This is a genomic window from Pelagibacterium sediminicola (assembly GCF_003390885.1).
Lineage (GTDB): Bacteria > Pseudomonadota > Alphaproteobacteria > Rhizobiales > Devosiaceae > Pelagibacterium > Pelagibacterium sediminicola.
Window position 1 is genome coordinate 59782 of sequence record NZ_QMEL01000002.1, and the last position, 20847, is coordinate 80628.

Here is a 20847-nt window from a genome sequence, read left to right on the forward strand (position 1 = left end):
CTATAAGCCAAAATCGCGCCGTTTGCAGGCAATCTCTGGGCGCGCATTGCCGCACCTCTTATATGCGGCGCGGCTTTATCGGGGAATCGTATCTTATTATGGGCGAAGCGCCGCATACCATTGCCGTTGCCGGAACGACGCCCTTTTCCCTGGTTCTTGCCGGTCTGCTTGCCGCCGATCATGGACGCAAGGTCTTTGTCGTGGGCGACAGGCCCTCGGTACATGACGTGCCGCCTCCCCCCTCTTTTTCCGTTACCCCGGTCACGCGGCCCCAGACGTTGCAGCTCGCACTCGCCAGCGGACCCGACATGCTGCGGCGCATCGGGCGGGTTGCTCCCGATGCGATCGAGCGCACCGACCTGCTGGTGCGGGCAGGAACGCCTTATCACGAGACGGCGCTAAGCCATTTCCGGCACCTTGCGACGGGATACGGGCAGGTGGTGGAGCGGGAAGACGCCGATGGGGGCGGCACGATATTACGCATCCGCGATGCCACGCGGCTCTCGCCCTCGGGGTTGGCGGGCCATGTGCGGGATTGGGCCGAACGGGTGGGAATCGAATGGATCGAAAACGCCAAGACGTTCTCGGCCCGCCGCAACGGCACGGCCCTGCTGGGCGGCAAGGACATCGATCAGCTCGTTTTGGCCGACGATGCGGCGATCCTTGCATGGCTCGACGCCAGCATTATAGAGCGGATGGGGCGTGTCCGCGACGATCTCGCCTATATCGCCGAGCGCGGGCACGGCGTTGCGCTTCCAAGCCTTTCCCTTGCCGATGGCACGCTTTTCGATCCGCTGCGTGACGGGACTCTCGCCATCCATGCGGACAACACCGACGGGCTGGCCGATGCGCGGATCGCCGCCGCGTTACCTCAGGGCGCAATCGTGAGAAAGGCCGCGCGGAAAGGCCGGACCCGCCTTGACACCCATGACGGCGCGCCGGTGGTGGGCACCCCGCCCCGCAGCAAGGTTTACATAACGGCGGGACTTGGCCCGCTCGATGTCGCGCTGGCCCCGGTCATCGCCCGCCACATCATGGGCGAGGCGCACGGCTTTGAGGCGGAATGGTGCGGCATGCGCGCGCCGGGCCGGGAGATGAGCGGCTCGACAGTGGCCGAAATCGCGGCGGGGGTGGCGCCATGAGCCAGCCCAACAGGTTCGCCGCCAGCGTGCCGCCCGAATTCGCCAATCCGCTGATCGACCGCACCAGACCTATCCGCTTCACCGTCAATGGCATGCGCGTCGAAGGCTATGACGGCGATACGGTGCTTTCTGCGCTGCTCGCCAATGGCGTTGTGAGTGCGGGTACGCAAAGCGGGTTCGGGGTTGCGCTCGATGAATGGTCGGCGCCACCGGTTATCGTTGCGGGCGCGCCTGCACAGATGCCCATGGCGCTTTGCCCCGCTGTCGACGGCGCGGCGTTCCACACCGTTGCGGCGAGCAAGGCGGCGGCGCCTTTCCGGCGGTTGCTGGCGCGCGGGCGCGACAGTCTTGGCCACGACCTCGATGCGCCCCGCGTGCCGGGAAGCTGGATCGATGCCGAACCCGATGAAACACGGCACACCGATGTCCTCATCGTTGGGGGCGGGGTCGCAGGAATGGCGGCGGCCCTCGAAGCGGCGCGGGGCGGATCGCAGGTGACGCTTGTCGAGCGCAATATGGTGCCTGGCGGCATGGCCGTGTTTTTCGGCAAGACCGATGGCGAAACCCCGCCAGAGGAGATCACCGCCAGCCTTGCCGCCGAAATTGCCGCCCATCCCGCGATCACCGTCCTCGTCCGTGCCGAAGTGTTCGATCTTTCGGACGGGGTCGCGCGTGTCGTGCAGGTGGTCCGGGAAAACAGCCGTCCCCGGCCACGCGTCCTTACCATCGGCTTTTCCGGCGCGGTGCTGGCGACGGGGGCGGAGGAGCGCCTGCCGATCTTTCCGGGCAACCGCCTGCCCGGCGTCGTTGCGGCGGGGTTCGCGTGGCGCATGGCGCGGCAATATGGGATTTGGCCGGGCGAGACGTTTCATCTTCACACCGCGACCAACGCGGGTTACCGGCTCGCCATCCTCGGGTCGGAATCGGGCAAGACGGTGCTGCGCGCCACCGATCCGAGACCCGATCCGCGCACGCGGTTCATCGAGTTCTGCAAGGCCTATGGCTTCCGGCTCGGCTGGGGCACCGCGATCGCCTCGGCCCGGCCCGAGCGCAGCAGGCTGGTGATCGGGCTCGACGAGCACCAGTTCGGTACGGACGCGAACGAGCCCGTCAAAGCACACGCGCTGATCGTTTCAGGAGGATGGCAGCCCGTCATCGGGCCCTGGCTTCTGGCCGGCGGCACCGCGTCATGGGATGCAGCGCGCGGCCAGTTGATGGGCGAGGGAACTTCGGACCGGGTGGTGCTGGCCGGATCGGTTACGGGGATCGCGGGCACGACGGGGTGCATCGAAAGCGGCAAGGCCAGCATCGGCCAGTTGCGCGACGGCAAGCGGCGGGCGGTCGCCGACCCGCGGATCGACGAGATCCATGAAAGCCGCGATGGCGAATTTTCGGTGCGCGCACCGGCATCGCACGGGTTGCCGCCCGCATGGCTCGGCCCGTCGCGCCGGGCCGCTATGACCGAACCGCCCCAGCGCGGGATCGCCACCCTCCTGCCCCGCCGCCCGGGACAGGAGGTCGATATCCGGGCCGCCGATGTCGCCGATATTTCCGGAGCGATAGCAGGGGGCACCATCGCGCCACGAGACGCGCCCAGCTACAGCGCGCAATGGCATATCCTGCCCCAAGCCTTCAAGGCCCCTGCCCCACCCGCAGTTCCGACGCACAGCGCACCGGGCCTGCCCGGTTACCTCAAGGGCAGGTTCGGGCTATCGCAGGCGCAATGGCGCCTCGAACCGGACGGCGCGCGCGCCTTCGAGCCGGGCTGCCTCATTTTCATCAACACCGACGAAACCCATCCGGCCAACACCATCGGCACGATCGTCTCGTGCACCAGCACCGATTGCATCGCGCTGATGGCGCGGACGGAGTTCGGCGCTGGCGATATCGTCTATGTGAGGGATGGCACGGCGTGCACCCCGGCGCGGCTGCGGGGGAAGGTTTAGGCTTTTATCGACGGCGGCAGCATCGCTGGCCCCCTCATCCGACCTTTCGCTTCGCGAAAGCCCACCTTCTCCCACGAGGGGAGAAGGGTATTCCGTGGATATAGTGGCTCTTGAGCCCCCCTCTCCCCCCGTGGGAGAGGGGCTGGGGGTGAGGGGGCCAGCGATGCCAGCCTAAATACGCTAAACTGCGATCAACCCTGTGCAACCCTGCGGTCGGCGCTGTCGCGGGCGCGGCGGAGGATGTCGGCGTATTCGGGGTTGTAGCGGATTTCGGCCATCTTGATTCCGGCGTCGAGCCGTTCGCGAGCCACGGGGTCGGCAGGATCGGCGCGGAACTGATCGAGCGCCCGGGTCACCAGCACCTCGACAGTCTGTCCCGTATCGGCCCATGTCTTGTCGAGCAGCGCGTTGACGGCGAGAGAATCGCGGCATTTGCGGATGGTGGTCAGGAGGTAGAGCCCGTTGAGGGCCATCAGCACGTCGCCGGGATCGAGCTTGTCCGCCCCGTCGCGGGGACGGCGCAGGGCCTGGGTCACGTGCAGGCTGATTTCCTTCAAGGGCCGTTCGAGACGTTCGGAAAAGCGGGCCGTCAGGTCGGTGATAACGCTGCCCCAGAGCGATTTGCGCTCGATTTCAAGATTGTAACTGATCGAACGCATCAGCCGATGGAACCGGTCGACCGATTTGCAGGCGAGATCGTGGTCGGCGAACATGCCGGGCTGGGGAGAAAGCCCGCCGATCTGGCTCTGGGCATGGCTGAGGATGGCCTCGACGAGCGGAGTATACCCGGCGCCCGAAACGTGGGTTTCGGTGTTGCCGCCCGAGAGGCGGACCACCGCCGCCATGATGCGGCCCGGATTGGACATATAGCCCACCATGGCCTGCATCCAGAGCGCGCGGGTAAGGTAGTTGGTAATGTTGATGGTCTGGAGCGCCACACCCAGCGTTGCCTCGTCCTGAAGCCTGCCGATGGCCTGGCCGAAATTCCTGGCCTGTTCGAGCAGCGCGTGCCTTCGCATCGCCATGATGACGTAAGGCAGCCTTTCCCGCGCGTCCTCTCCGCCCATCTGCATGGTGTTGCGCCGCTCGGTCTCGATGTCGTCCTTTTCGGCGGCGGCGTTTTCCTTCAGGCGCTCGAGCATCTCGGGCAGCATCGGAACGAAGGCGGCGGCAGGTTCGGCGCCGGAATCGATCGCATCGGCGATGCGTGCGGCCTCCAATGGGGCAAGGTCGCGGGCCATCCAGGTCCAGATGCTTTTGGCAAGCTCCCGGTCGATCGCGCCCCCCAGCGGGTGATAGACGGGGGGATCGACCAATACGTCGCTGAAGGTTGCGAGAAAGGCGTCGAGAGCCGGCGGCGCGGCGGCGTCCTTTTTGCCCGCGCTCCTGGTGGAGGGCGGCGGCGCTTTGGAAGCTGCGGCGCGGGACTTGCCTTTCAGCATAAGGAATTACCGGGGATGAAATGGATCAGTGCATACGCGGGACGACTGTAGGCCCCGAACGTAAATAAACCTTTGTCCCAAAAGGGAAACGGTGCCGGAACCATACGCCCGGCATCGTTTCATGCGATCCGGCGAGGGATCAGGCGTTGACCACGTTCCACGCGCCATCCGCCTCGCGGCAGGCGGTGCCGGATTTGGTATAGGTCTGGCCGCTGACGGTCACGCGATGGGAAAATTCCCGGCAATCGAGGTTGTTGACACGGACATAGGGGCCGACCGAGACCTGCCCGCTGGCGCCCGAAGCGCTCCAGTTGCGCGGCGCGCCGGGGCGACCGAACTGGAGGGCATAGAACTGGGCGTCGTTGGCCGCGCTACGCTGGGCAGAACTGAGCTGGCCGAGCACACCGGCATCGAGATAGGAATAGCTGCCCGGATCGAGGCGCGCCTGCTGGATCGTCTGGACCTCCGTGGGTTGGGGGGTCTCAAAATCGGGCAGCGCCGTCGTCTGGGGGGCGGGAAAGGCGGTCCGGGTCGAGGGGAAGCCTCCCGTGCGGCTACACGCCGCGACGGTCAGGGCAAGACCCACCAGCAGAGCTGCTTTGAGAATGTTCATTTTTGTTTACCTCTCCATGGGGCCGCGCCCATTATGCGTGCTGAATCTAAAGTCCTATACGGCAAAATTGCGTTCAAGCTCATAGGCGTACGCCACCCCTTGCCGAGGGTAGCAGCAATGTCGCCTTGAGCCCGCCCAATTCAGACCGCGTTAATGTCAGAGAACCCCCGTACACATCCACAAGTTCCTTGACGATATCGAGACCAAGCCCGCTTCCGGGCGTTTTTTCGTCGAGCCTGACGCCTCTTCGCAACACCTGCCCGGCCTCTTGGTCGGTCAGCCCCGGTCCGTCGTCATCGATCTCGACCCGCACCTGACGCCCCTCGGCGCCGGCGGACAGCCGGACGGTGGAGCGGGCCCATTTGCAGGCATTGTCGAGCAGGTTGCCCGCCATTTCCTCAAGATCGCTCTCATCGCCCCGGAACCATGGCGTTGTTTCATCGATCGCGGTCGCGATATCGCAATGCTTGTTGATCTTTGCCATGACGCGCCCAAGCCGGGCAAGGACGGCAGCGGTATCGGCGCGCTTGCCGATGACGCTCGAACGGGCGGCGAGCCGGGCCTTATCGAGATAGGTCGCAACGATGCGCGACATGTTTTCGGTTTCGCTCATCACCGTGCGGGCCAGAAGGCCGTTATCCGCCCCGGCCTCGTTGCGGAGCACGGCGAGCGGGGTCTTGAGGCCATGGGCGAGGTTGCCGACCTGATTGCGCGCGCGCTCGATGATCTGAGTATTGGAGCGCATGAGTTCGTTGACCTCGTCGGCCAGCGGCGAAATCTCCTGCGGGAAATCGCCTTCGACTGTCGGGCGCTCCCCTTCGCGCACCGCCTCGACGGCCTCGCGCAGCCGCTCGATGGGGCGCAGCGCGAAGCGGGCGAGCATGGCGCTCATGGCGGCAAGGATCAGCGCAACCACGCCAAGCACGATGATCGCCTGCCCGCGGAAGGCCGAGGCCTGGCTTTCGAGATCGGAAAGATTGCCCGTGACGAGAATGGAGATACGCCCGGCCGCATCGAGCGTGATCCAGCGCTCGACCACGCGCAGGCGCTGGCCGTATGCATCGGTGACGACGCCGCTTCGCGCGCCGGAGGGATCGAACGCACCGCCCAGTTCGGGCAGCACGGTGCCGATAAGGGAGGAGGAAAAATTGATGACGGCGCCCGCTTCATCGCGAATCTGCCAGTACCAGCCCGAGGTGGGGCGGGTGAAACGGGCATCGGCGACGGCCAGTTCGGCCGAGCCGGGCGTTTCGCCCGAAAGCGTCTGGCCGACCAGCGAGGCGATATGGAAATCGAGGCTTTCCGAAAGGTCGCGGTCGAGCGCCTGGGTATAAAGCTCGGTGAGAAGGAACGCCGTCGCCACCAGCGCGATGATCAGCCAGCCCGCCGAGAGCCAGAACAGCCGGAATGCAATCGAGCCGCGCTGCATCAATCAGCGATGATCTGGTAGCCGAGACCCCTGATCGTCTGGATGAGGTCGTCGGGCAGCTTCTTGCGCAGGCGGCCGACGAATACCTCGATGGTGTTGGAATCGCGGTCGAAATCCTGATCGTAGAGATGCTCGGTCAACTCGGTCCGCGAGATGACCTTGCCCTTGTGCAGCATGAGGTAGGAGAGGAGGCGAAATTCGTGGGAGGTGAGCTTGATGGCCTGCCCATCGACGGTGACGCGCCCCGCCTTCACATCGAGCCGGACGGGCCCGGCGGTGATTTCGTTGGAGGCGTGGCCCGCCGCGCGGCGGACGAGGGCTCGCAAACGCGCCAGTACTTCTTCCATGTGAAAGGGTTTGGCGACGTAGTCGTCGGCGCCCGCATCGATCCCCTGCACCTTGTCGCTCCAGCGGTCGCGGGCGGTCAGAAGCAGCACGGGCATGGCGCGCCCTTCCCGCCGCCAGGCTTCGAGCACGGAAATGCCGTCCATCTGCGGCAGCCCGATATCGAGGACCACCGCATCGTAAGGCTCGGTATCGCCCAGAAAATGCCCTTCCTCGCCATCGCTGGCGCTGTCGACCACATAGCCGGCATCGGTCAGCGCCGTCACGAGCTGCCTGTTGAGGTTTTCGTCGTCTTCGACAACCAGTATCCGCATCTGCCCCGCCCCGGCCGAACCGCTGTTATCGTGCGCTGATGGTGAGATTACGCGCTTCGCCCGAGGCTTCAAGCACGGCGATTACGTAAACCGGCGCGCCGCCCTGTTCGCAGACCTTTACGTCGAGAATCTGCGTCGAGCCGGGTATACCCTCCCGCGCCCGCGCATCGGCCAGCGAAAGAATCTGCCCGCTGGCGACGGCGGCCTGAATGGCGGCATTGTCCCAGCACGCTCCTTGCGCAAACGCGGCCCCCGCCCCCACGGGCAGGACCAGCGTTGCGGCGAGCGCGGCAGAAACAAATCGGGAAAGAAGAACTTTTTTCATGCGCCATCAATAGCGCGAGTTTGCTGAACTGCAAATGAATGGGTGGGGTGTATCAGAACCGCTTGTCGCAACCCGCATCTTTCAGGATGCCATTGGTGGTGTGGCGGCTTTTGAGATTTCGGGGCACAAGAATGATCCTGCCCGCATCATTCTGCCACTTCTCGTGGGAGCCCTTGGCGTTCTCCTTATAGAAAAAGCCGAGCGCCTTTATCTCCTTGCAGACTTCCTTGTAGAAGCCCTCCGGCATCAGGCCGTCGCCAGATGCCGGGGAGGGTTGAGGATGATGGAGGGGATGAGATCGCGCAGCGAGAGCGTTTGCAGGTCGGGCTTGAGGTGGTTTTCAATGATCAGTTCTGGCGCTGTATCCAGAACGATCTCCTCAAATTCCTTGAAGGTCACAGCCTCGACGTGCAAGCCGATGATGTCGCTTTCGGAATAGAAGATTTTTGCGTCCTCATCCCAGAGGGCACTGACGACAAATCTGCGTTTCGCCATGCTGATTTCCTTCAGGGAGACGCTTTAAGATCCGTCTAATATGACCTTCCGGCGAGATTTTTCAATGCCGGGCCTAAGCCCGCCCCACCTCGCTCTTGATCCCCCGGCGCAGGAAGATGATGCCCAGCGCTTCCATGACGAGCTGCGCGCCGGAGTATTCGCCGAAGACCGGGATGGTGATCCCGGCGAACTGGGCAATTCCGATGGCCAGCATCAAAAAGCCGATGACGTAGGTCTTGTAGCCGTCGAGAACGGTCATATCGTTCACTCCTTGGGGGTTGTCGGGCGCGGGGGCGCTGGCGGCGTCGGCCAGTGCGGTTGCACGGATGTCGGCGACGCGGTTCGTCCAGCCGCGCCCGAAGGTCGAAAAGATCGCAAGGCGCTGGAGGAAGCCGAGACGCTGGTCGCAAAGGGCGTTGATGAGGGCGCGGGTATCACGCCGGGCGACCGCATCGAGGGTGACGGGGCCGACAAAGCCGTCCTCGACAACGCCGACCAGCGCCTGCAGCGTCTTTACGGCTCGGTCGGGGCCGGAATTGACGGCGTAGTCGAAGACGGCGAGATCGAGGCCCGGCGGAAGCGAGGCAGCCTTCACGCGCTCCCAGTAAAGTGCCTTGTAGATCCCGGCGGCCTCGGCTTTTTCGAGTACCCTCACCTCAGCCTTGTCGAGCGCCCACCAGGGCTCCACACCGCGCCAGCGGGCCAGCGTCTTGTGGGTGATGCCCATATTGGTGGCGCCGCCGGGGTCGGAGGGATGATCGGCATATCCGCCCTCGTGCTTTAAAATCTGCGCAAGGCAATGGGTCCAGCGCGAAGCGGGCATGGTTTGGTCTCCGTGGGAAAAAGAAATCAGGCGTTGTCGGCGTAGCTCAACGCGATCCAGTCCGTGCCGCGCCGCACCAGCATCAGGCTGTCCTCGAACGCATCGAGTACCCGGTCCCCGCCGAGCTTGAGATTGCCGGTGCCATCCTTGAAGGTGAGCGTCGTCCCCGCCGTGCCGGCAAGGATCAGCAAGGCGCCGTCAAAGCCACCGGTGATCGTGTCGATCTCGTCGGTCAGCCCCGTCTCGGGCGCGGGGACGGCGCAGCTTGTCGTCACCGCAAGGATGCCCGATGCGATGGTGGGAAAACTGACCGTCGAACCGGCCATCTGATCGAAGCGCACGAAGCCATCGGTCCGGTCGAGCGTCATCGCCGTCGACCAGGCCTCGCCATCCGGGCTGACCTTGAAGGCGAAGTCGTCATTGCCCGAAAGTCCGATTTCGGCGCGGCCCGACCAGCCGGACTGGAAGATCAGCGTGGCGCTATCGGCCGCCGTCTCCTTGTTGAGCGTCAGGCGCAGATTGCCGTTGCCGCCATCGCCATCGGGAATGGCGGTGAACAGCGCCGCTTCGGAGCGTACCGCAAGCCGGTTGGTTTCGTCCGGCAGCGCGCCGATGCCGAGGCCGGAGACGTTGGAAAGGAAGGCGCGCCAGTTCCCGCCCTCGAAGATGACGGGCGCGGCATCGGTTTCGTCCCAGGCGACCCAGCCGGTCCGGGGGATAAGGTAGCGCCAGCCGCCCTCGGTCCAACAGGCAAGCTGGCCGTCCCGGCCTTCCCATGCCGCTGTTGCGCCCGTGCCGATGGCGAATGTTTCGCCCGGTTCGGGTGTTTCGGGCGGATCGGTCAGGTCGCGCGCCGTCAGCCGCAACTGGGTGGCGGCATCGAGGATCAGCAGCGCCTCGTTATGGGTGACGTGTTTTTGCGCCTGTTCGGCGGCGATAAGCGGCAGGTCGAGCCGCGCGGTCGAGGTCATGGGAACGCTCCGGTTGATGTGGCGCCCGGACCAAGCTCCGGGCTGATCTGGGTGACGGTGAAGGTGAAGGCGGATGGCTGCTCGCCGAAGTCGGCGGCCTGCTGGGCGGCGGTGTAGATCGTGCCCGGCGTATCGGAGGTGACGGTCCGCACCCTCTCCGGCCCGTCGAAAATCTCCACGCTGTAGCGCTCTGGCAAAAAATCGAGCGGCATGTCGCCATAGGCCCAGCCCGTGCCGGAAGCGCGGCTGCGGCGGGTCCAGCTTAGCGAAACATCGTCAGTGCCAGGATCGCGGAAGGCCACGAGATGGACAGGAGACAGCGGGGCCGCCGGTTCGATGCCCAGCGCGATATCCAGATTCGTCCCCTCGGCGTCCTCAACGCCCGCATAAGCCTTGAGGGCGCGGGTTGTGCCAAGATTGTCCTTCGGCACCGGCATGCGCACCACACGGTTGTCGAGAACCATTACGGATGCTTGTACCGTCGCCTCGCCGGGCGATGTACCATCAAGGCCCCGCAACAGGCCGGTGAGGCGATAGGCACCCGTTTCGACCAGTTCGGCATCGGCGAACCCGATGACCTCCCAGTCGCCGTTGGCAAGCTCTACGGCGATGCGGTTGACGCCCGAAAGCACAGCGCCGGGCGCAGCCGAAGCCAGATGGCCGCTGAAGAGGTTCACGAGAAGCGGTGCCTCGTAGGACCAGATCTCCGAAAGCCCTTCGGGCATGGTTGCGGCGAGTGTGCCGAGAAAGGCGGGGCGATTGAGCGTGGCAACGGCGGCACCGGTCGTTGAATCGCGGATATCGATCGCGCCGGGCCACGGGGCGGCAAAGGCGCCCAGCACAAGCTCGGTCCCACCGCCCGCAACCGGCAGATGCGCGGCGGCGAATAGCGGATCGGCGCCCGCAACTGGCACGATCCGCCCGCTGCGGCGCGGCTCGGAAACCACCGTGGCGGGCACTGCTTCGCCATGGGCGCGGGCGCCGATGGCGCGGCTGGCCCCGTCGCGCACCTCGCCCACGAGGAACGGCCCGTCGGTCTCCCCGGCAATGGTGACGATATCGGCGGGCTCGAGGGCCAGAAGCGATGGCGGCAGCTTGAAATCGAGCGTGTCGCTGCCGCGCGCCATGCGGGCAATCATCGCTTCGGCGGCAAGGCGGGCTGCCGAAGGATCGAGCACGAGGCCCGTATTTTCTGCCGCGATGCGCGTGCCGCCATGGGAAAGGGCCAGCACGGACGCAGCCTGATAATCGCGGCCCCGGTCGATGAACGAAAGGGTCAGCCGCCCGGCAGCTTCAGCGGGGTCTCCGCGCCGCCGGGCGAGAACCGGGCCGTCCTCACGCACCATCCGGCCATGGTCGAGCACGAGCGGCTCGCGGTCGTCCGGCGCAATCCAGTTGAGCCCTTCCGGGCCATCGCGCGGCACGAGACCGGTGGCCTCGGTCACCATGGCCAGGACATCGCGCATGGTCGCGACCGCCTCGATGGTCAGGCCCTGGATCAGCGGCGGGGCGACGTCGATCCTGCCGACATCCACGCCATAGGCATCGGCCACTGCCCCGATCATCTCATCGACCGCCGCAACGCCAAGCCGTCCGTTGAGCCAGTGGCCGGTGGCGTAATTGTCGCCATCGGACCAGATATCGGTGAAGGCGGGGAAGGCCGGATAGGGCCGCGCGTCCCAACACCAGATATAGATGCGCTCAAAATCGAGCATCGCGCCGCCTCTGGCCTTCCAGTATTGGAGGCAGGCGCGCAGCATCTGGCGCTGGATCAGCGCATCGGGCAGGCCGGACGAGAAGGGCGGGCGGGCATCCTCGGCGCTCTTGGGGTCGCCAAAGGCGTTGGGCGCGTTGGGGCCCTTGTCCACCGCGCCGCAACCCAGTTCAGTCAGCCATATCGGCTTGCTTTTGGGCACCCACGCGGTGGGCGTCGCAGACCGTACGCCGCCGACGCGGTTGTGGTGGGGCTGGCTCCACCAGTTTTCGAGGTCCTTATAGCGCCAGATCCATGGCTCGCCATGCCCCGCATCAGTTATGGGGGAGCGTTCGCTGCCGGCGCGCGCGCCGGCGCTGGCATAGTACCAGTCGAACCCCTCCCCGCCCGCGATGTTGGCGGCAAGATAGTCCGTGTCGTAGATCGAGCGCGCGTGCTGGGCGTCGGGGTGGTCCCGGCCATCGCGCCAGTCGGCGAGCGGCATGTAATTGTCGATGCCCACCGCATCGATATTGGAGTCGGCCCACAGCGGGTCGAGGTGGAAGATCATGTCGCCCGGCGCATCGGCGGGCTGGTAGCCGAAATATTCCGACCAGTCGGCGGCATAGACGATCTTGGTGCCGCCCCCAACGATGTCCTGCACGTCCCCGGCCAGCGTTTTCAGCCCGTTGACGAAGGGAAACGCAATCGCGCCCGAGCGCACTTGCGTAAGCCCGCGCATTTCCGAGCCGATCAGGATGGCATCCACACCGCCCGCCGCTTCGGCGAGCTGGGCGTAATGCAGGATCATCTCGCGATAGCCGGAATTGAGGAAGGCGTCGACCTGCGTGGTGGCCGCGCCCGTTTTGTCGGGAGAGCCGGAAGCGCCCGGCGCGGGATGGCACGTGATCCGCCCGCGCCAGGGGTAAGCCGGCTGTCCGCTTTCGAGCGTATAGGGATCAAGCCGGGTGTTGGACGTGGGAATGTCCATCATCACGAACGGATAAAGCGTCACCTTGATGCCGCGCGACCGGAGATCGGCGATGGCCCGGCGCACCGTCGCGTCCGATGGCGTGCCGCCATAGGCCGGTCCGCCAGCGTGGCTCGAAACGGTATTGGCCGTGCCCCGCGTGCGCCCGGCGACGGACCACTGGGCATCCTTGATCTGCCGGGAGGCGGATTCGACGCGCGGCTCCACCGCGCAATTGCCGCAGCGCAGATCGGTGCCGAACCAGGAGACGACGAGTCCCACATGCTCGAGATTGGGGCAGAGCGCGGTCAACTCGTCCATCGATACGTCCCAGTCCGAACGCATCGCGCTCATATGGGCGTTTTCCGGCGCCGTGCGGCCCGCGCCCACGATCCTGACGCGGGGCATCGGGTCGTAGCCGAATTCGGTGGAGCCGGGGATGACGCAGACGGCGCGCAAATCCTTTTCCAGTTCCCCCACCGGGCGGCAGAGTTCGACGCTGAGATTGGGAATGCGGTTGCCGAACTGCTTGAGCGGCAGGCGCTCGAAAACGAGATAGCAGAGTCCGCGATAGCCCGGCACCTGCCCCGCCCCCTGCCGCGCCACCATGAAGCTGTCGGGCTGCTGGCTGGCGGTACCACGATAAAAGCGGACGGTCAGCCCTTCGGTTTCGAGCGGCTTGCCATCGGCCCAGATGCGCCCCAGGTGGGCGACCGGGCCTTCGCAGAGCGCCAGCGCGAAACTGGCAGCGATAACGTCCTCCTCCTCGCGCTGGCCGCCGAGGCCCTTGCTGCCGGAAGTCTCCTGCGGCAACCGTTCCAGATCGGTCGCCCAGATGATGTTGCCCGACACCCGGCTCCAGCCGAACAGGCGCGGCACGGACACGCCTTCGCTCGAACCGGTGATGCGGATATCGCTTCCGGTGCGCTGCGGCGCGCTTTCGCCAAAGATCTGCGCATCCACCGCGCTGCCCGCCAGCGCTCCGAGCGCGCGCCCGATGGTCGCCCCGATGGGGCCGCCGAGCATACCGCCAACGACCTGCCCGGCCAGCGAAAGTGCCAGTGTTGCCATGAATTATTGTCCCGGAAATGCAAAGACGCCCGCGATGCGGCGCTGCCAGGCTTCGGTAAGGTCCGCCTCGACGACGCCAACCTGCTCCTGGGCATGAATGAAACGCCCCGCCTCCACCATGATCGCGCAATGGCGCGGCGGGCGGTGCCGGACGAGGGCGAAAAGGACGAGGTGCCCCGGCAATGGCTGCCCCTCGACCGCGACCATATGGCGGCGCGCCGCTCTTTCCAGCCCGCCGTCGCCCGCCGCGCGCCAGTCCGCGCCATAGGGCGGCACGGCCTGCGGCTCGCGCCCATAAAGCTCGCGCCAGACCCCACGCACGAGCCCGAGGCAGTCGCAGCCCGCCCCGCGCGTTGCCGCGCGATGGCGATAGGGCGTGCCCAGCCAGCGCCGCGCTTCGGCGATGATTTTCCCGCTCATCGCACCATCACGCCACCGTCGAGGCGGTCGGTGGCATTGGGGTAGCGCATAAGAAAATCGCTGCCCGGAATATGCGGGAAACCCTGAAAATTGGCGCCGTTGGAGAATTTTGTGCGGCAGGTCCCGAACTGCTTGTCGCATCCGGCGTAAACGGTCAGCGTATCGCCCGGCTCGGCCCAGTTGCCGACCGGGGAGGCGAACCCAAGCGTTCCGCCGGCATGCTGCGTGATCGCGTCTTCGATCCCGATACGCTTGCCCGAGGTCCAGCGCGCGAAACCGTGGGTAAACCAGCCCTCGGCCAGGCTCCCAAGGCCGGTGACAGCGAGCGTTGCCGGACCTCTGACCGCGCTGACCGTGGCGTTGCGCCTGTAGGCCGATGCCTCGAGATTGACCGTGCACCGTCCATCGCCGAGCGCGGCGTCGCACAGGTGCTGATAGAGCCTGCCTTTGGGCACATTGAGCGCGTGCTGGCCCGAGCGCAGTTCGGCGCGGAACACGCCGTCCTCGCGCACGATCTCGCCGATGGTATCGGCACGGATCAGCGCCCGCTGGTCCACATCGCGCCAGTTGACCCGCCAGCTTTCCACCCGCGCGCCATCATAGCGCCCGAGCAGGATGTCCTCCTCGGAAATGGCATCGGAATGGAGCACACCGAGCACTTCGGCGGTCTGGGCCTGCGCACCCGCGCGCTCGACGGTTTCGGAAGGATCGAGCCCGTGCGCCGGATTGAACCGGGTGCCGGCAAAATCGAGCGCCAGATCGTGATCGGTGAAACCGAGTACCACCCCGTCCCGGCGCACAATTTTCCAGCACCAGCAAAGCGTCGTCGCCCCGCTGGCGATATGATTGGCGAACCGGGAAGAAAAAGCCTTCATTCGTCGAGCACCTCGATCAATGGGATATTAGGCGCAACCGCCGCGTCGAACCCCGAAAGCTCGACGTCGAGCCGGTCGGTATCGAAGCGCACGGGCACGTCGAACACGAAGCCCGCGGTCACAACCGCGCCATTGGCGGGCGCGGTGATGAGCGTCACGATGCCGGTTGAAAGGGCGACCGAGAATGCCCCGCCCGCCAGCGGCGAGCCATCGACCGCGAGGATGACGCTTCCCGTCACCGGTTTGGTGATCGGCCGCAAATAGGGATCGAAGCTCGCGCCGTAGCGCTTGACGAGCTGGAATTTGGTTTCCGCGCCGTCGCCCGTCCCGATCTCCTGGTCGAGCACGGTGGGCGCCGCGCCATCGTTGCGCGAGGTGCAATCGAGCGCGTCGCGCCAGAGAAAGGCATGAAACCGCCCGCGCCGTTCCTCGAAGAATTCGAGCACGGCCTGCATGTCGGCTTTCGACTTGACGCCGTAACCGGCATTGTACCGCCGCCGCGACCGCGCCCACCGGCTATTGCGCTCCTCGCGCCCGGAGGCGAGCGTCACCACATCGGTCAACCGCTGCGGGCCTCCGACGGCGCCGAGCGCGATATCGAGGGGGAAGCGGATTGGGTGGAAGGACATTTTTGGGGTTCCTATAGGCGTTTGTGTCGTGGATGGATCGCTGGCCCCCTCACCCCCAGCCCCTCTCCCACGAGGGGAGAGGGGGGCTCGTGTGGTTGCCCCACGGTTCCCCTTCTCCCCTCGTGGGAGAAGGTGCCCCGAAGGGGCGGATGAGGGGGCAGCGATGCTGCTTCAAACAGTGTGGATTCAGCCTAACTCCCCCGCCCGCCCCTGCGCACCGCCCGCAGGAGCATGGCGTTGACCTCCGCTTCGGCGGCCAGAAAACTTCGCGCGTCCGAAGCCGTCACGTTGAAATTGACCGTCACCGCGCCACCGCCCGCGACGCCCAGTCGCCCATCGGCTCCGCGCTGGAGGGGCATCACAGCTTCCGGTCCAGCCTCCCCGGCCAGCCCCCACTGCCCCGGCATCGGGAAATATGTGGGCGATCCGATCACGCCGCCCTTGGCAAACGGCTTCACCCCGCCCAGCGCCGGATTGAGGGAAGCGAACAGACTTTCGATGCTGCCGGACACCAGGGTTCCGAGCGGCTTCAACGCCGCCTTGAGGGCGATATCGGCAAAGGCGCGGCCGATTTCGCTTAAGAGGCCGCGCAGCGAGCGGCCTTCCATCATCGCGCCGCGCAAGCTGCGCGTCAGCGTTGCGCCGACCGACTGGCCGAGATCGCGGATGCGTTCGAGTTCGACCGGAATATCGGACAGTTCGCGGTCGAACGCCTCGCCGAAAAGTTCAGACATTATTGCCTCCATCCGGGTGCAGTGCCATCAGCGCTTCAAGAGCCGAGCGGTCGAGCGGGCCCGCCGCGCCGCGCCCCGAAAGCCCGGCATGGGCCTCGGCCAGTTCACGCGGCGTCATCGCCCAGAAAAGCGGTGGCGGCAGGCGCAATACGCCCAGCCCGAACCGCATCATCTCGCTCCAGGGCAAGCGACTCATTGCGCGTCCCCGAAGGTCGCCTTCAGAAGCTGCACGGCGATTTCCGCCGCGCCCCGCAGTCCGCCTTCGATCGCAAGCCGGGCGAGGTCATCGTCGGTCACCGGATGGCCCGCCCCGCGCAAGCCCGCGCCCAGAATGGCGGTGAGGTCGCGTGCCGAGATACGGCCTTGGGCAAACCGCTCGACGAGCCCGTTGAGATCGCCGGTCTGCAACCGGGCCTCGAGTTCGGCGAGCGCGCCCAGCGTCAGGCACAGCGTCATCGTCTCGCCGCCGATCTCGGCGTCGATTTCACCCCTTTGGGGATTGGCCATTTGGGGTCCTCCTAATCCGCCGTGAACGTGATCTCGCCCGCGCTTTCCAGCGCCAGCTCGAACGTCACCTCGCCTGCGTGATCGCCGGAAAACTCCAGCGCGACGATCTGGAACGGCCCCTCGACGGTCCCGAAATCGGGCAGGATCAGCTGCCAGTCGCGGATCGTTCCATCAAAGAACAGCGCCCGCACCTCGGCGTCCGAGGTCTTGTCCTTGAAGATGCCCGAGCCGGAGACCGAGGCGCGCTTGATGCCGCCTCCGGCCAGAAGCTCGCGCCAGCGTCCGGCGCTTTCCGCATCGGTGGTGTCGACGCTTGCCGCGTTGAAGGCGAGGCTGCGCGTGCGCAGGCCCGCCACGGTCAGAAAACTGCCCGACCCGGTCTGGTCGAGCTTCAAAAGCATGTCCTTGCCGCTCTGGGCCGTCATCGTTCAGTCCTTGGGTTCGGAGAAAAAGCGAAAGGTCACCGCCGCACGGGCGCGGCCGGTGGAAAGATCGATCCTGGTTTCGGTGCGCACATGGCGGCGCACCGTCAGCACGTGCTCGTCTGGCTCGATCGGGCCGGCCACCACCACCCGCTCGATGCGGTCGGCGATTTCGAGGGCGGCGCGGCGGGAGGGGTGCGGGGTCCAGCAATGGACGGTCATCCGATGCTCGAAGCCGGGCGTCTCATCGCCATCGCGCGGCGCGGTGTCGTGGCTGAGGATGGTGACATAGGGCGGCTGGCGGCCCCTGGGCGGGGCGTCGAACACCGCGCCCGCCCCCACCAGCAGCGTCAGTGCAGCGTCAGAAGACCAGGCGGAAACAAGAGCGGTCTGGATGTCGTCGATAACGTTCATCGGCCTACCCCACCATCGCGGTTTCGATGCACAGGCAGGCGAGATAAGCCCGCCGCCCGTTGATGTCCTCGGCCTCGACGATCTCCAGCGCCCGCCCGCAATAAACGATGCGGTCGCCGGGCTTGAGATCCTTGCGAAAACGCATGGTGACGGCGTGGGTCGAGGTCGCGGTGCGCCCATCCCCTTCGCGCGAAAAGCGCGCCGAACGCGCCCGGACGCGTGCCCAGACGCTGGCAATGGGCAGGAACAGCGTTTCGTGCCCGCCATCGGGCGCAACGCTCATTTCGCGCTTCTGGAGCTGAACGCGGTCACGGAGTGTGCCGAGCGGCGGCGATAGCTCTCTCATATCCGCACCCGCCGGTAACTGGCGAGAATGCGGTCGAACCCCGACGGAATGATCCCAGCCGCGCCGACCGCAAGCACCGCGTCGCGGTTTTCGTACCAATAGGCAACAAGGGTCAGCAGCGCCTGGATGAGATCGGCGGGCACATCCTCAGGCGCCTTGCCATACCCGGCGGTATAGTCGATCTCGACGCCGAGCCGTTCGCGGATCGAAGGCCGGTTGCCGGGCAGCACCACGCGCGGCGGAATGCCGTGCCCGTCCAGCAGCGCCCCCTCGGTGTCGATGATGTGCGGCTCGCCATGCTCATCATAGGTACGGATTTCATCGAGCGACTGCACCGGGCCAACCGGTAGCATGACGATGCCGTTGGCAGGCCAGTCGTCCCGCACCAGCCGCCAGCTCTGCTCCAGCAGCGCCCGGCCCGTCACGCCCTCGATATGGACGCGCGCGGCGGTAATGAGGCTTTCGATCAGCCCGTCCTCGGCGTCATCGTCGACCCTGAGATGAGCCTTGGCCTGGACGAGTGAAACCGGCTCCTGCGCGGGCCCCGCGAGAAGGAAGGAGGTCATGTTGGTGCTCTTTATCGGTTGGTCGATGGTCTGGAGCGCGTGGCTTCACCCCATCCCAGCCCTCCCCATCAAGGGGAGGGTGCTTTCTTTTCTGGGGCGTCCCCAAACGCACAAGGCCGGCACCTCCCCCCTTGTGGGGGAGGTTGGGAGGGGGGGCGGCGTAAGCCGATCAATCCTCGGCAAATCTGAGCAGCTTGATCGCGTCGAAATCGGCGATCCCGCCGCCCACGCGCTTGGTGGTGTAGAACAGCACGTAGGGCTTGGCCGAATAGGGATCGCGCAGGACGTTCACGCCCTGGCGGTCCACGATAAGGTAACCGCGCCGGAAATCGCCGAAGGCGATGGGGGTGGCATCATTGTCGATGTCGGGCATGTCCTCGGCCTCGACCAGCGGGAAGCCCATCAAGCTGGCGCGGCCATCGGGTGCGGCGGCAGGTTGCCAGAGGTAGTTGCCGTCGGCGTCCTTGAGCTTGCGGATCGCCCCTTGCGTGCGCCGGTTCATCAGCCAGGTGGCGTTCTGGCGGTAGCCGGATTTGAGCGCATAGACGAGGTCGATCAAGACGTCCGAGGCATCCGCGGGTGCCGATCCGCCGGGGAACCCGCCGTCGACACCGGTCGCGATATAGCCCAGCTTGTCCCACGCCCAGTTCTCTTCGGCAACGATGTCCGCATCGAGAAAGCCGGTGGGCTTGTTGGCGCCGTCCCCGAGGATGAAGGCGGCGGTTTCCTGTTCGGCAAAGGCGGCATTGACCTCCTCGGCGATCCACTGGCCGACATCGACGGCGGCGTCATCGAGGAAGTTCTGGGTTGCCGCGGGCATGGCGTAGAGTTCGGTCGTGGGGAAGGCGAGTTCGTCCAGCACCTGCGAACCGGTCTGGACGCGCGCCGCCGTCTCGCCTACCCATCCGACCTGCGGGCCGGTGATAGTAATCGGTTTTTTATAGACCGATGACGACACCTGCCGCACGCCGCAAATGGCGCGCATGGGCGAGATGGCCGTCAGGAGCCGCGAGATTTCGGTTTCGGTCTCTGCGGGCACGAGATAGCCGCCGTCTTCATTCGAGCCGACCGAGAGTGCCTTTTCCTCGCCGCGCTTCACATAGGCCGAAAAAGAGTCCTTGTATTCGTCGCCGGCGCACAGGCGGCCGGTTTCCAGCGCCGGGCGGGCGCGGTCGATGCTGGCCTTGTCGATGGCGGCTTTCCGGTCATCGAGAAAGGCGTTGAGCCGGTCGAGCTTGTCCTCGATCAGCGTATCGGCGCTCCCGCGCTTTCGATCTCATCGAGGCGCGCGTCGTTGGACGCCTTGAACTCCTCGAAAGCGGACATGAATTCGCCAAGCATGGCGTTGACGTCGCCCAAAACGGGGCTGGCCGCCGCCTTGTTTTCAAGGCGCGGTTGGATGGTCTTGGTCATTGCTGTTCCTTTTTCAGCTAAACATGCGCGCTGCCGCGCCGAGCGTTGCGGCAAGCCGGGCCTCGTGCCCGTCGGGCGCGGAGGCGATCCGCGCCGCTTCCATCATCGGGAAAGTGACGATGGAAATTTCCCACAGGTCCACGGCCCAGAGCCGCCGGTGACCCGTCCCCCGGTCGCGGGTGGCGCGGACCGCGCGGAACCCGATGGAGAGCCCATCGAGCGCGCCCTGCGCGATCAGGGATTTAAGATGAGCGGCGCGCGGCACCACATCGAGGAGGCGCCCCGAAACCCTCAATCCCCGCGCGTCCTCGACGATCTCGTCCCAGAGCCCGATCGGCTCCTTGGGGTCGTGCTGAAACAGCAGCCGCACTCTTGCCGGGGCGCGCCTGCGGAGCGTTTCGGCAAAGGCGCCGGGCATGACGATATCGCCGCCCTGGTCGAGCTGGCCGAACAGCGAGGCGTAACCGGAAAACCGCCCGTCGGCATCGATAGTCGCACCCATTCAGCGCCCCGTCGGCTTGCGCCGTGTGCGCGGCGATTTTTGGGCCGCAAGCGTGCCCGCGAGCAGCCAGGCGAACTGGCGGAAGACCTGCTGGGCTTCCTGCTGGCCGGCCTTGCCTGTCTGGACTTTCTTCATGGTCAATCCTTCTCCCTGAAGAGGCGATTGAGGTGGGCGATTTCGGTGACGAACGCATTGAAGCGCCGGTTGGCGGTCGCCAGTTCACGCAGCAGGAACACGACGACCGCACTCGCCCCGCTCGCCCACAGGAACAGCGCCAGATGCGCAAGGTCCCCGCGGTCGAGGATGGTTTTCGTGATGTCGTCCATGTTTCCAAACTCCGTGGGTCACCCCACCCCAACCCTCCCCATCAAGGGGAGGGTGTTTCCTTTGCTTGGCTATCTCCATACGCACAAGGCCAGCACCTCCCCCCTTGTGGGGGA

Annotated in this window: 25 protein-coding genes and 1 pseudogene; 2 read left to right on the top strand and 24 right to left on the bottom strand. The window is 65.8% G+C overall.

The window, feature by feature from the left end:
- The first annotated feature begins 98 nt into the window (after positions 1-98).
- A complete protein-coding gene (locus DQG18_RS15960) occupies positions 99-1142 on the top strand; it encodes an FAD-binding oxidoreductase/lyase (protein WP_157969981.1) in 1044 nt (347 codons plus the stop codon).
- The gene (locus DQG18_RS03450; protein WP_198669648.1) at positions 1139-3088 is read left to right on the top strand and encodes an FAD-dependent oxidoreductase; all 1950 of its coding nucleotides are present in this window, start codon (positions 1139-1141) and stop codon (positions 3086-3088) included. The genes DQG18_RS15960 and DQG18_RS03450 overlap by 4 nt, the downstream gene beginning before the upstream one ends.
- Positions 3089-3279: 191 nt before the next feature.
- On the opposite strand, the gene DQG18_RS03455 is transcribed toward DQG18_RS03450, so the two are convergent.
- The 24 genes and pseudogenes from DQG18_RS03455 to DQG18_RS03565 form a co-directional block, all read right to left on the bottom strand.
- Positions 3280-4530 carry a hypothetical protein gene (locus DQG18_RS03455; RefSeq protein WP_116652852.1) on the bottom strand — a complete coding sequence of 417 codons (1251 nt, stop codon included), beginning with the start codon at positions 4528-4530 and terminating at the stop codon, positions 3280-3282.
- Between the two features lie 139 nt (positions 4531-4669).
- Entirely contained in the window at positions 4670-5143 is a 474-nt protein-coding gene (locus DQG18_RS03460) for a hypothetical protein (RefSeq protein WP_116652853.1), read from the bottom strand.
- Positions 5144-5222: 79 nt separating this feature from the next.
- Positions 5223-6572: a sensor histidine kinase gene (locus DQG18_RS03465; RefSeq protein ID WP_116652854.1), complete on the bottom strand. Its 1350-nt coding sequence runs from the start codon at positions 6570-6572 to the stop codon at positions 5223-5225.
- The gene (locus tag DQG18_RS03470) at positions 6572-7231 is read right to left on the bottom strand and encodes a response regulator transcription factor (protein WP_116652855.1); all 660 of its coding nucleotides are present in this window, start codon (positions 7229-7231) and stop codon (positions 6572-6574) included. Before DQG18_RS03470 ends, DQG18_RS03465 begins: the two co-directional genes overlap by 1 nt.
- 25 nt (positions 7232-7256) lie before the next feature.
- Positions 7257-7556 (bottom strand): hypothetical protein, encoded by a 300-nt coding sequence (locus DQG18_RS03475; protein WP_116652856.1) that lies wholly within the window; start codon positions 7554-7556, stop codon positions 7257-7259.
- A 52-nt stretch (positions 7557-7608) separates the two neighbouring features.
- Entirely contained in the window at positions 7609-7803 is a 195-nt protein-coding gene (locus DQG18_RS03480; RefSeq protein ID WP_116652857.1) for a type II toxin-antitoxin system HicA family toxin, read from the bottom strand.
- On the bottom strand, positions 7803-8051 hold the full coding sequence (locus DQG18_RS03485; protein ID WP_116652858.1) for a DUF1902 domain-containing protein: 249 nt from the start codon (positions 8049-8051) through the stop codon (positions 7803-7805). The genes DQG18_RS03480 and DQG18_RS03485 overlap by 1 nt, the downstream gene beginning before the upstream one ends.
- Positions 8052-8124: 73 nt before the next feature.
- Positions 8125-8874 (bottom strand): glycoside hydrolase family 108 protein, encoded by a 750-nt coding sequence (locus DQG18_RS03490; RefSeq protein WP_116652859.1) that lies wholly within the window; start codon positions 8872-8874, stop codon positions 8125-8127.
- Between the two features lie 26 nt (positions 8875-8900).
- The gene (locus tag DQG18_RS03495) at positions 8901-9845 is read right to left on the bottom strand and encodes a DUF2793 domain-containing protein (RefSeq protein WP_116652860.1); all 945 of its coding nucleotides are present in this window, start codon (positions 9843-9845) and stop codon (positions 8901-8903) included.
- The gene (locus DQG18_RS03500; protein ID WP_116652861.1) at positions 9842-13579 is read right to left on the bottom strand and encodes a baseplate multidomain protein megatron; all 3738 of its coding nucleotides are present in this window, start codon (positions 13577-13579) and stop codon (positions 9842-9844) included. Before DQG18_RS03500 ends, DQG18_RS03495 begins: the two co-directional genes overlap by 4 nt.
- Positions 13580-13582: 3 nt before the next feature.
- The gene (locus DQG18_RS03505; protein WP_116652862.1) at positions 13583-13999 is read right to left on the bottom strand and encodes an NlpC/P60 family protein; all 417 of its coding nucleotides are present in this window, start codon (positions 13997-13999) and stop codon (positions 13583-13585) included.
- Entirely contained in the window at positions 13996-14874 is an 879-nt protein-coding gene (locus DQG18_RS03510) for a DUF2163 domain-containing protein (RefSeq protein WP_116652863.1), read from the bottom strand. The genes DQG18_RS03505 and DQG18_RS03510 overlap by 4 nt, the downstream gene beginning before the upstream one ends.
- On the bottom strand, positions 14871-15503 hold the full coding sequence (locus DQG18_RS03515; protein ID WP_116652864.1) for a DUF2460 domain-containing protein: 633 nt from the start codon (positions 15501-15503) through the stop codon (positions 14871-14873). Before DQG18_RS03515 ends, DQG18_RS03510 begins: the two co-directional genes overlap by 4 nt.
- A 191-nt stretch (positions 15504-15694) precedes the next feature.
- On the bottom strand, positions 15695-16237 hold the full coding sequence (locus tag DQG18_RS03520) for a phage tail tape measure protein (RefSeq protein WP_116652865.1): 543 nt from the start codon (positions 16235-16237) through the stop codon (positions 15695-15697).
- A complete protein-coding gene (locus DQG18_RS03525; protein ID WP_116652866.1) occupies positions 16230-16433 on the bottom strand; it encodes a rcc01693 family protein in 204 nt (67 codons plus the stop codon). Before DQG18_RS03525 ends, DQG18_RS03520 begins: the two co-directional genes overlap by 8 nt.
- Positions 16430-16744, bottom strand: a complete 315-nt coding sequence (locus DQG18_RS03530) for a gene transfer agent family protein (protein ID WP_116652867.1) — start codon at positions 16742-16744, stop codon at positions 16430-16432. The genes DQG18_RS03525 and DQG18_RS03530 overlap by 4 nt, the downstream gene beginning before the upstream one ends.
- Before the next feature lie 11 nt (positions 16745-16755).
- Entirely contained in the window at positions 16756-17169 is a 414-nt protein-coding gene (locus tag DQG18_RS03535; protein WP_116652868.1) for a phage major tail protein, TP901-1 family, read from the bottom strand.
- Positions 17170-17172: 3 nt separating this feature from the next.
- Positions 17173-17580, bottom strand: coding sequence for a DUF3168 domain-containing protein (locus tag DQG18_RS03540; RefSeq protein ID WP_116652869.1), 408 nt, complete (start codon positions 17578-17580; stop codon positions 17173-17175).
- Positions 17581-17584: 4 nt separating this feature from the next.
- Positions 17585-17926: a phage head closure protein gene (locus DQG18_RS03545; RefSeq protein WP_116652870.1), complete on the bottom strand. Its 342-nt coding sequence runs from the start codon at positions 17924-17926 to the stop codon at positions 17585-17587.
- Positions 17923-18492, bottom strand: a complete 570-nt coding sequence (locus tag DQG18_RS03550) for a head-tail connector protein (RefSeq protein ID WP_116652871.1) — start codon at positions 18490-18492, stop codon at positions 17923-17925. Before DQG18_RS03550 ends, DQG18_RS03545 begins: the two co-directional genes overlap by 4 nt.
- Before the next feature lie 169 nt (positions 18493-18661).
- Positions 18662-19905, bottom strand: a pseudogene (locus tag DQG18_RS03555) (phage major capsid protein).
- 13 nt (positions 19906-19918) lie between these two features.
- Positions 19919-20407 (bottom strand): HK97 family phage prohead protease, encoded by a 489-nt coding sequence (locus DQG18_RS03560; RefSeq protein WP_116652872.1) that lies wholly within the window; start codon positions 20405-20407, stop codon positions 19919-19921.
- On the bottom strand, positions 20408-20542 hold the full coding sequence (locus DQG18_RS16620; protein WP_281270381.1) for a hypothetical protein: 135 nt from the start codon (positions 20540-20542) through the stop codon (positions 20408-20410).
- Between the two features lie 2 nt (positions 20543-20544).
- The gene (locus tag DQG18_RS03565; RefSeq protein ID WP_116652873.1) at positions 20545-20733 is read right to left on the bottom strand and encodes a hypothetical protein; all 189 of its coding nucleotides are present in this window, start codon (positions 20731-20733) and stop codon (positions 20545-20547) included.
- Positions 20734-20847: the final 114 nt, after the last annotated feature.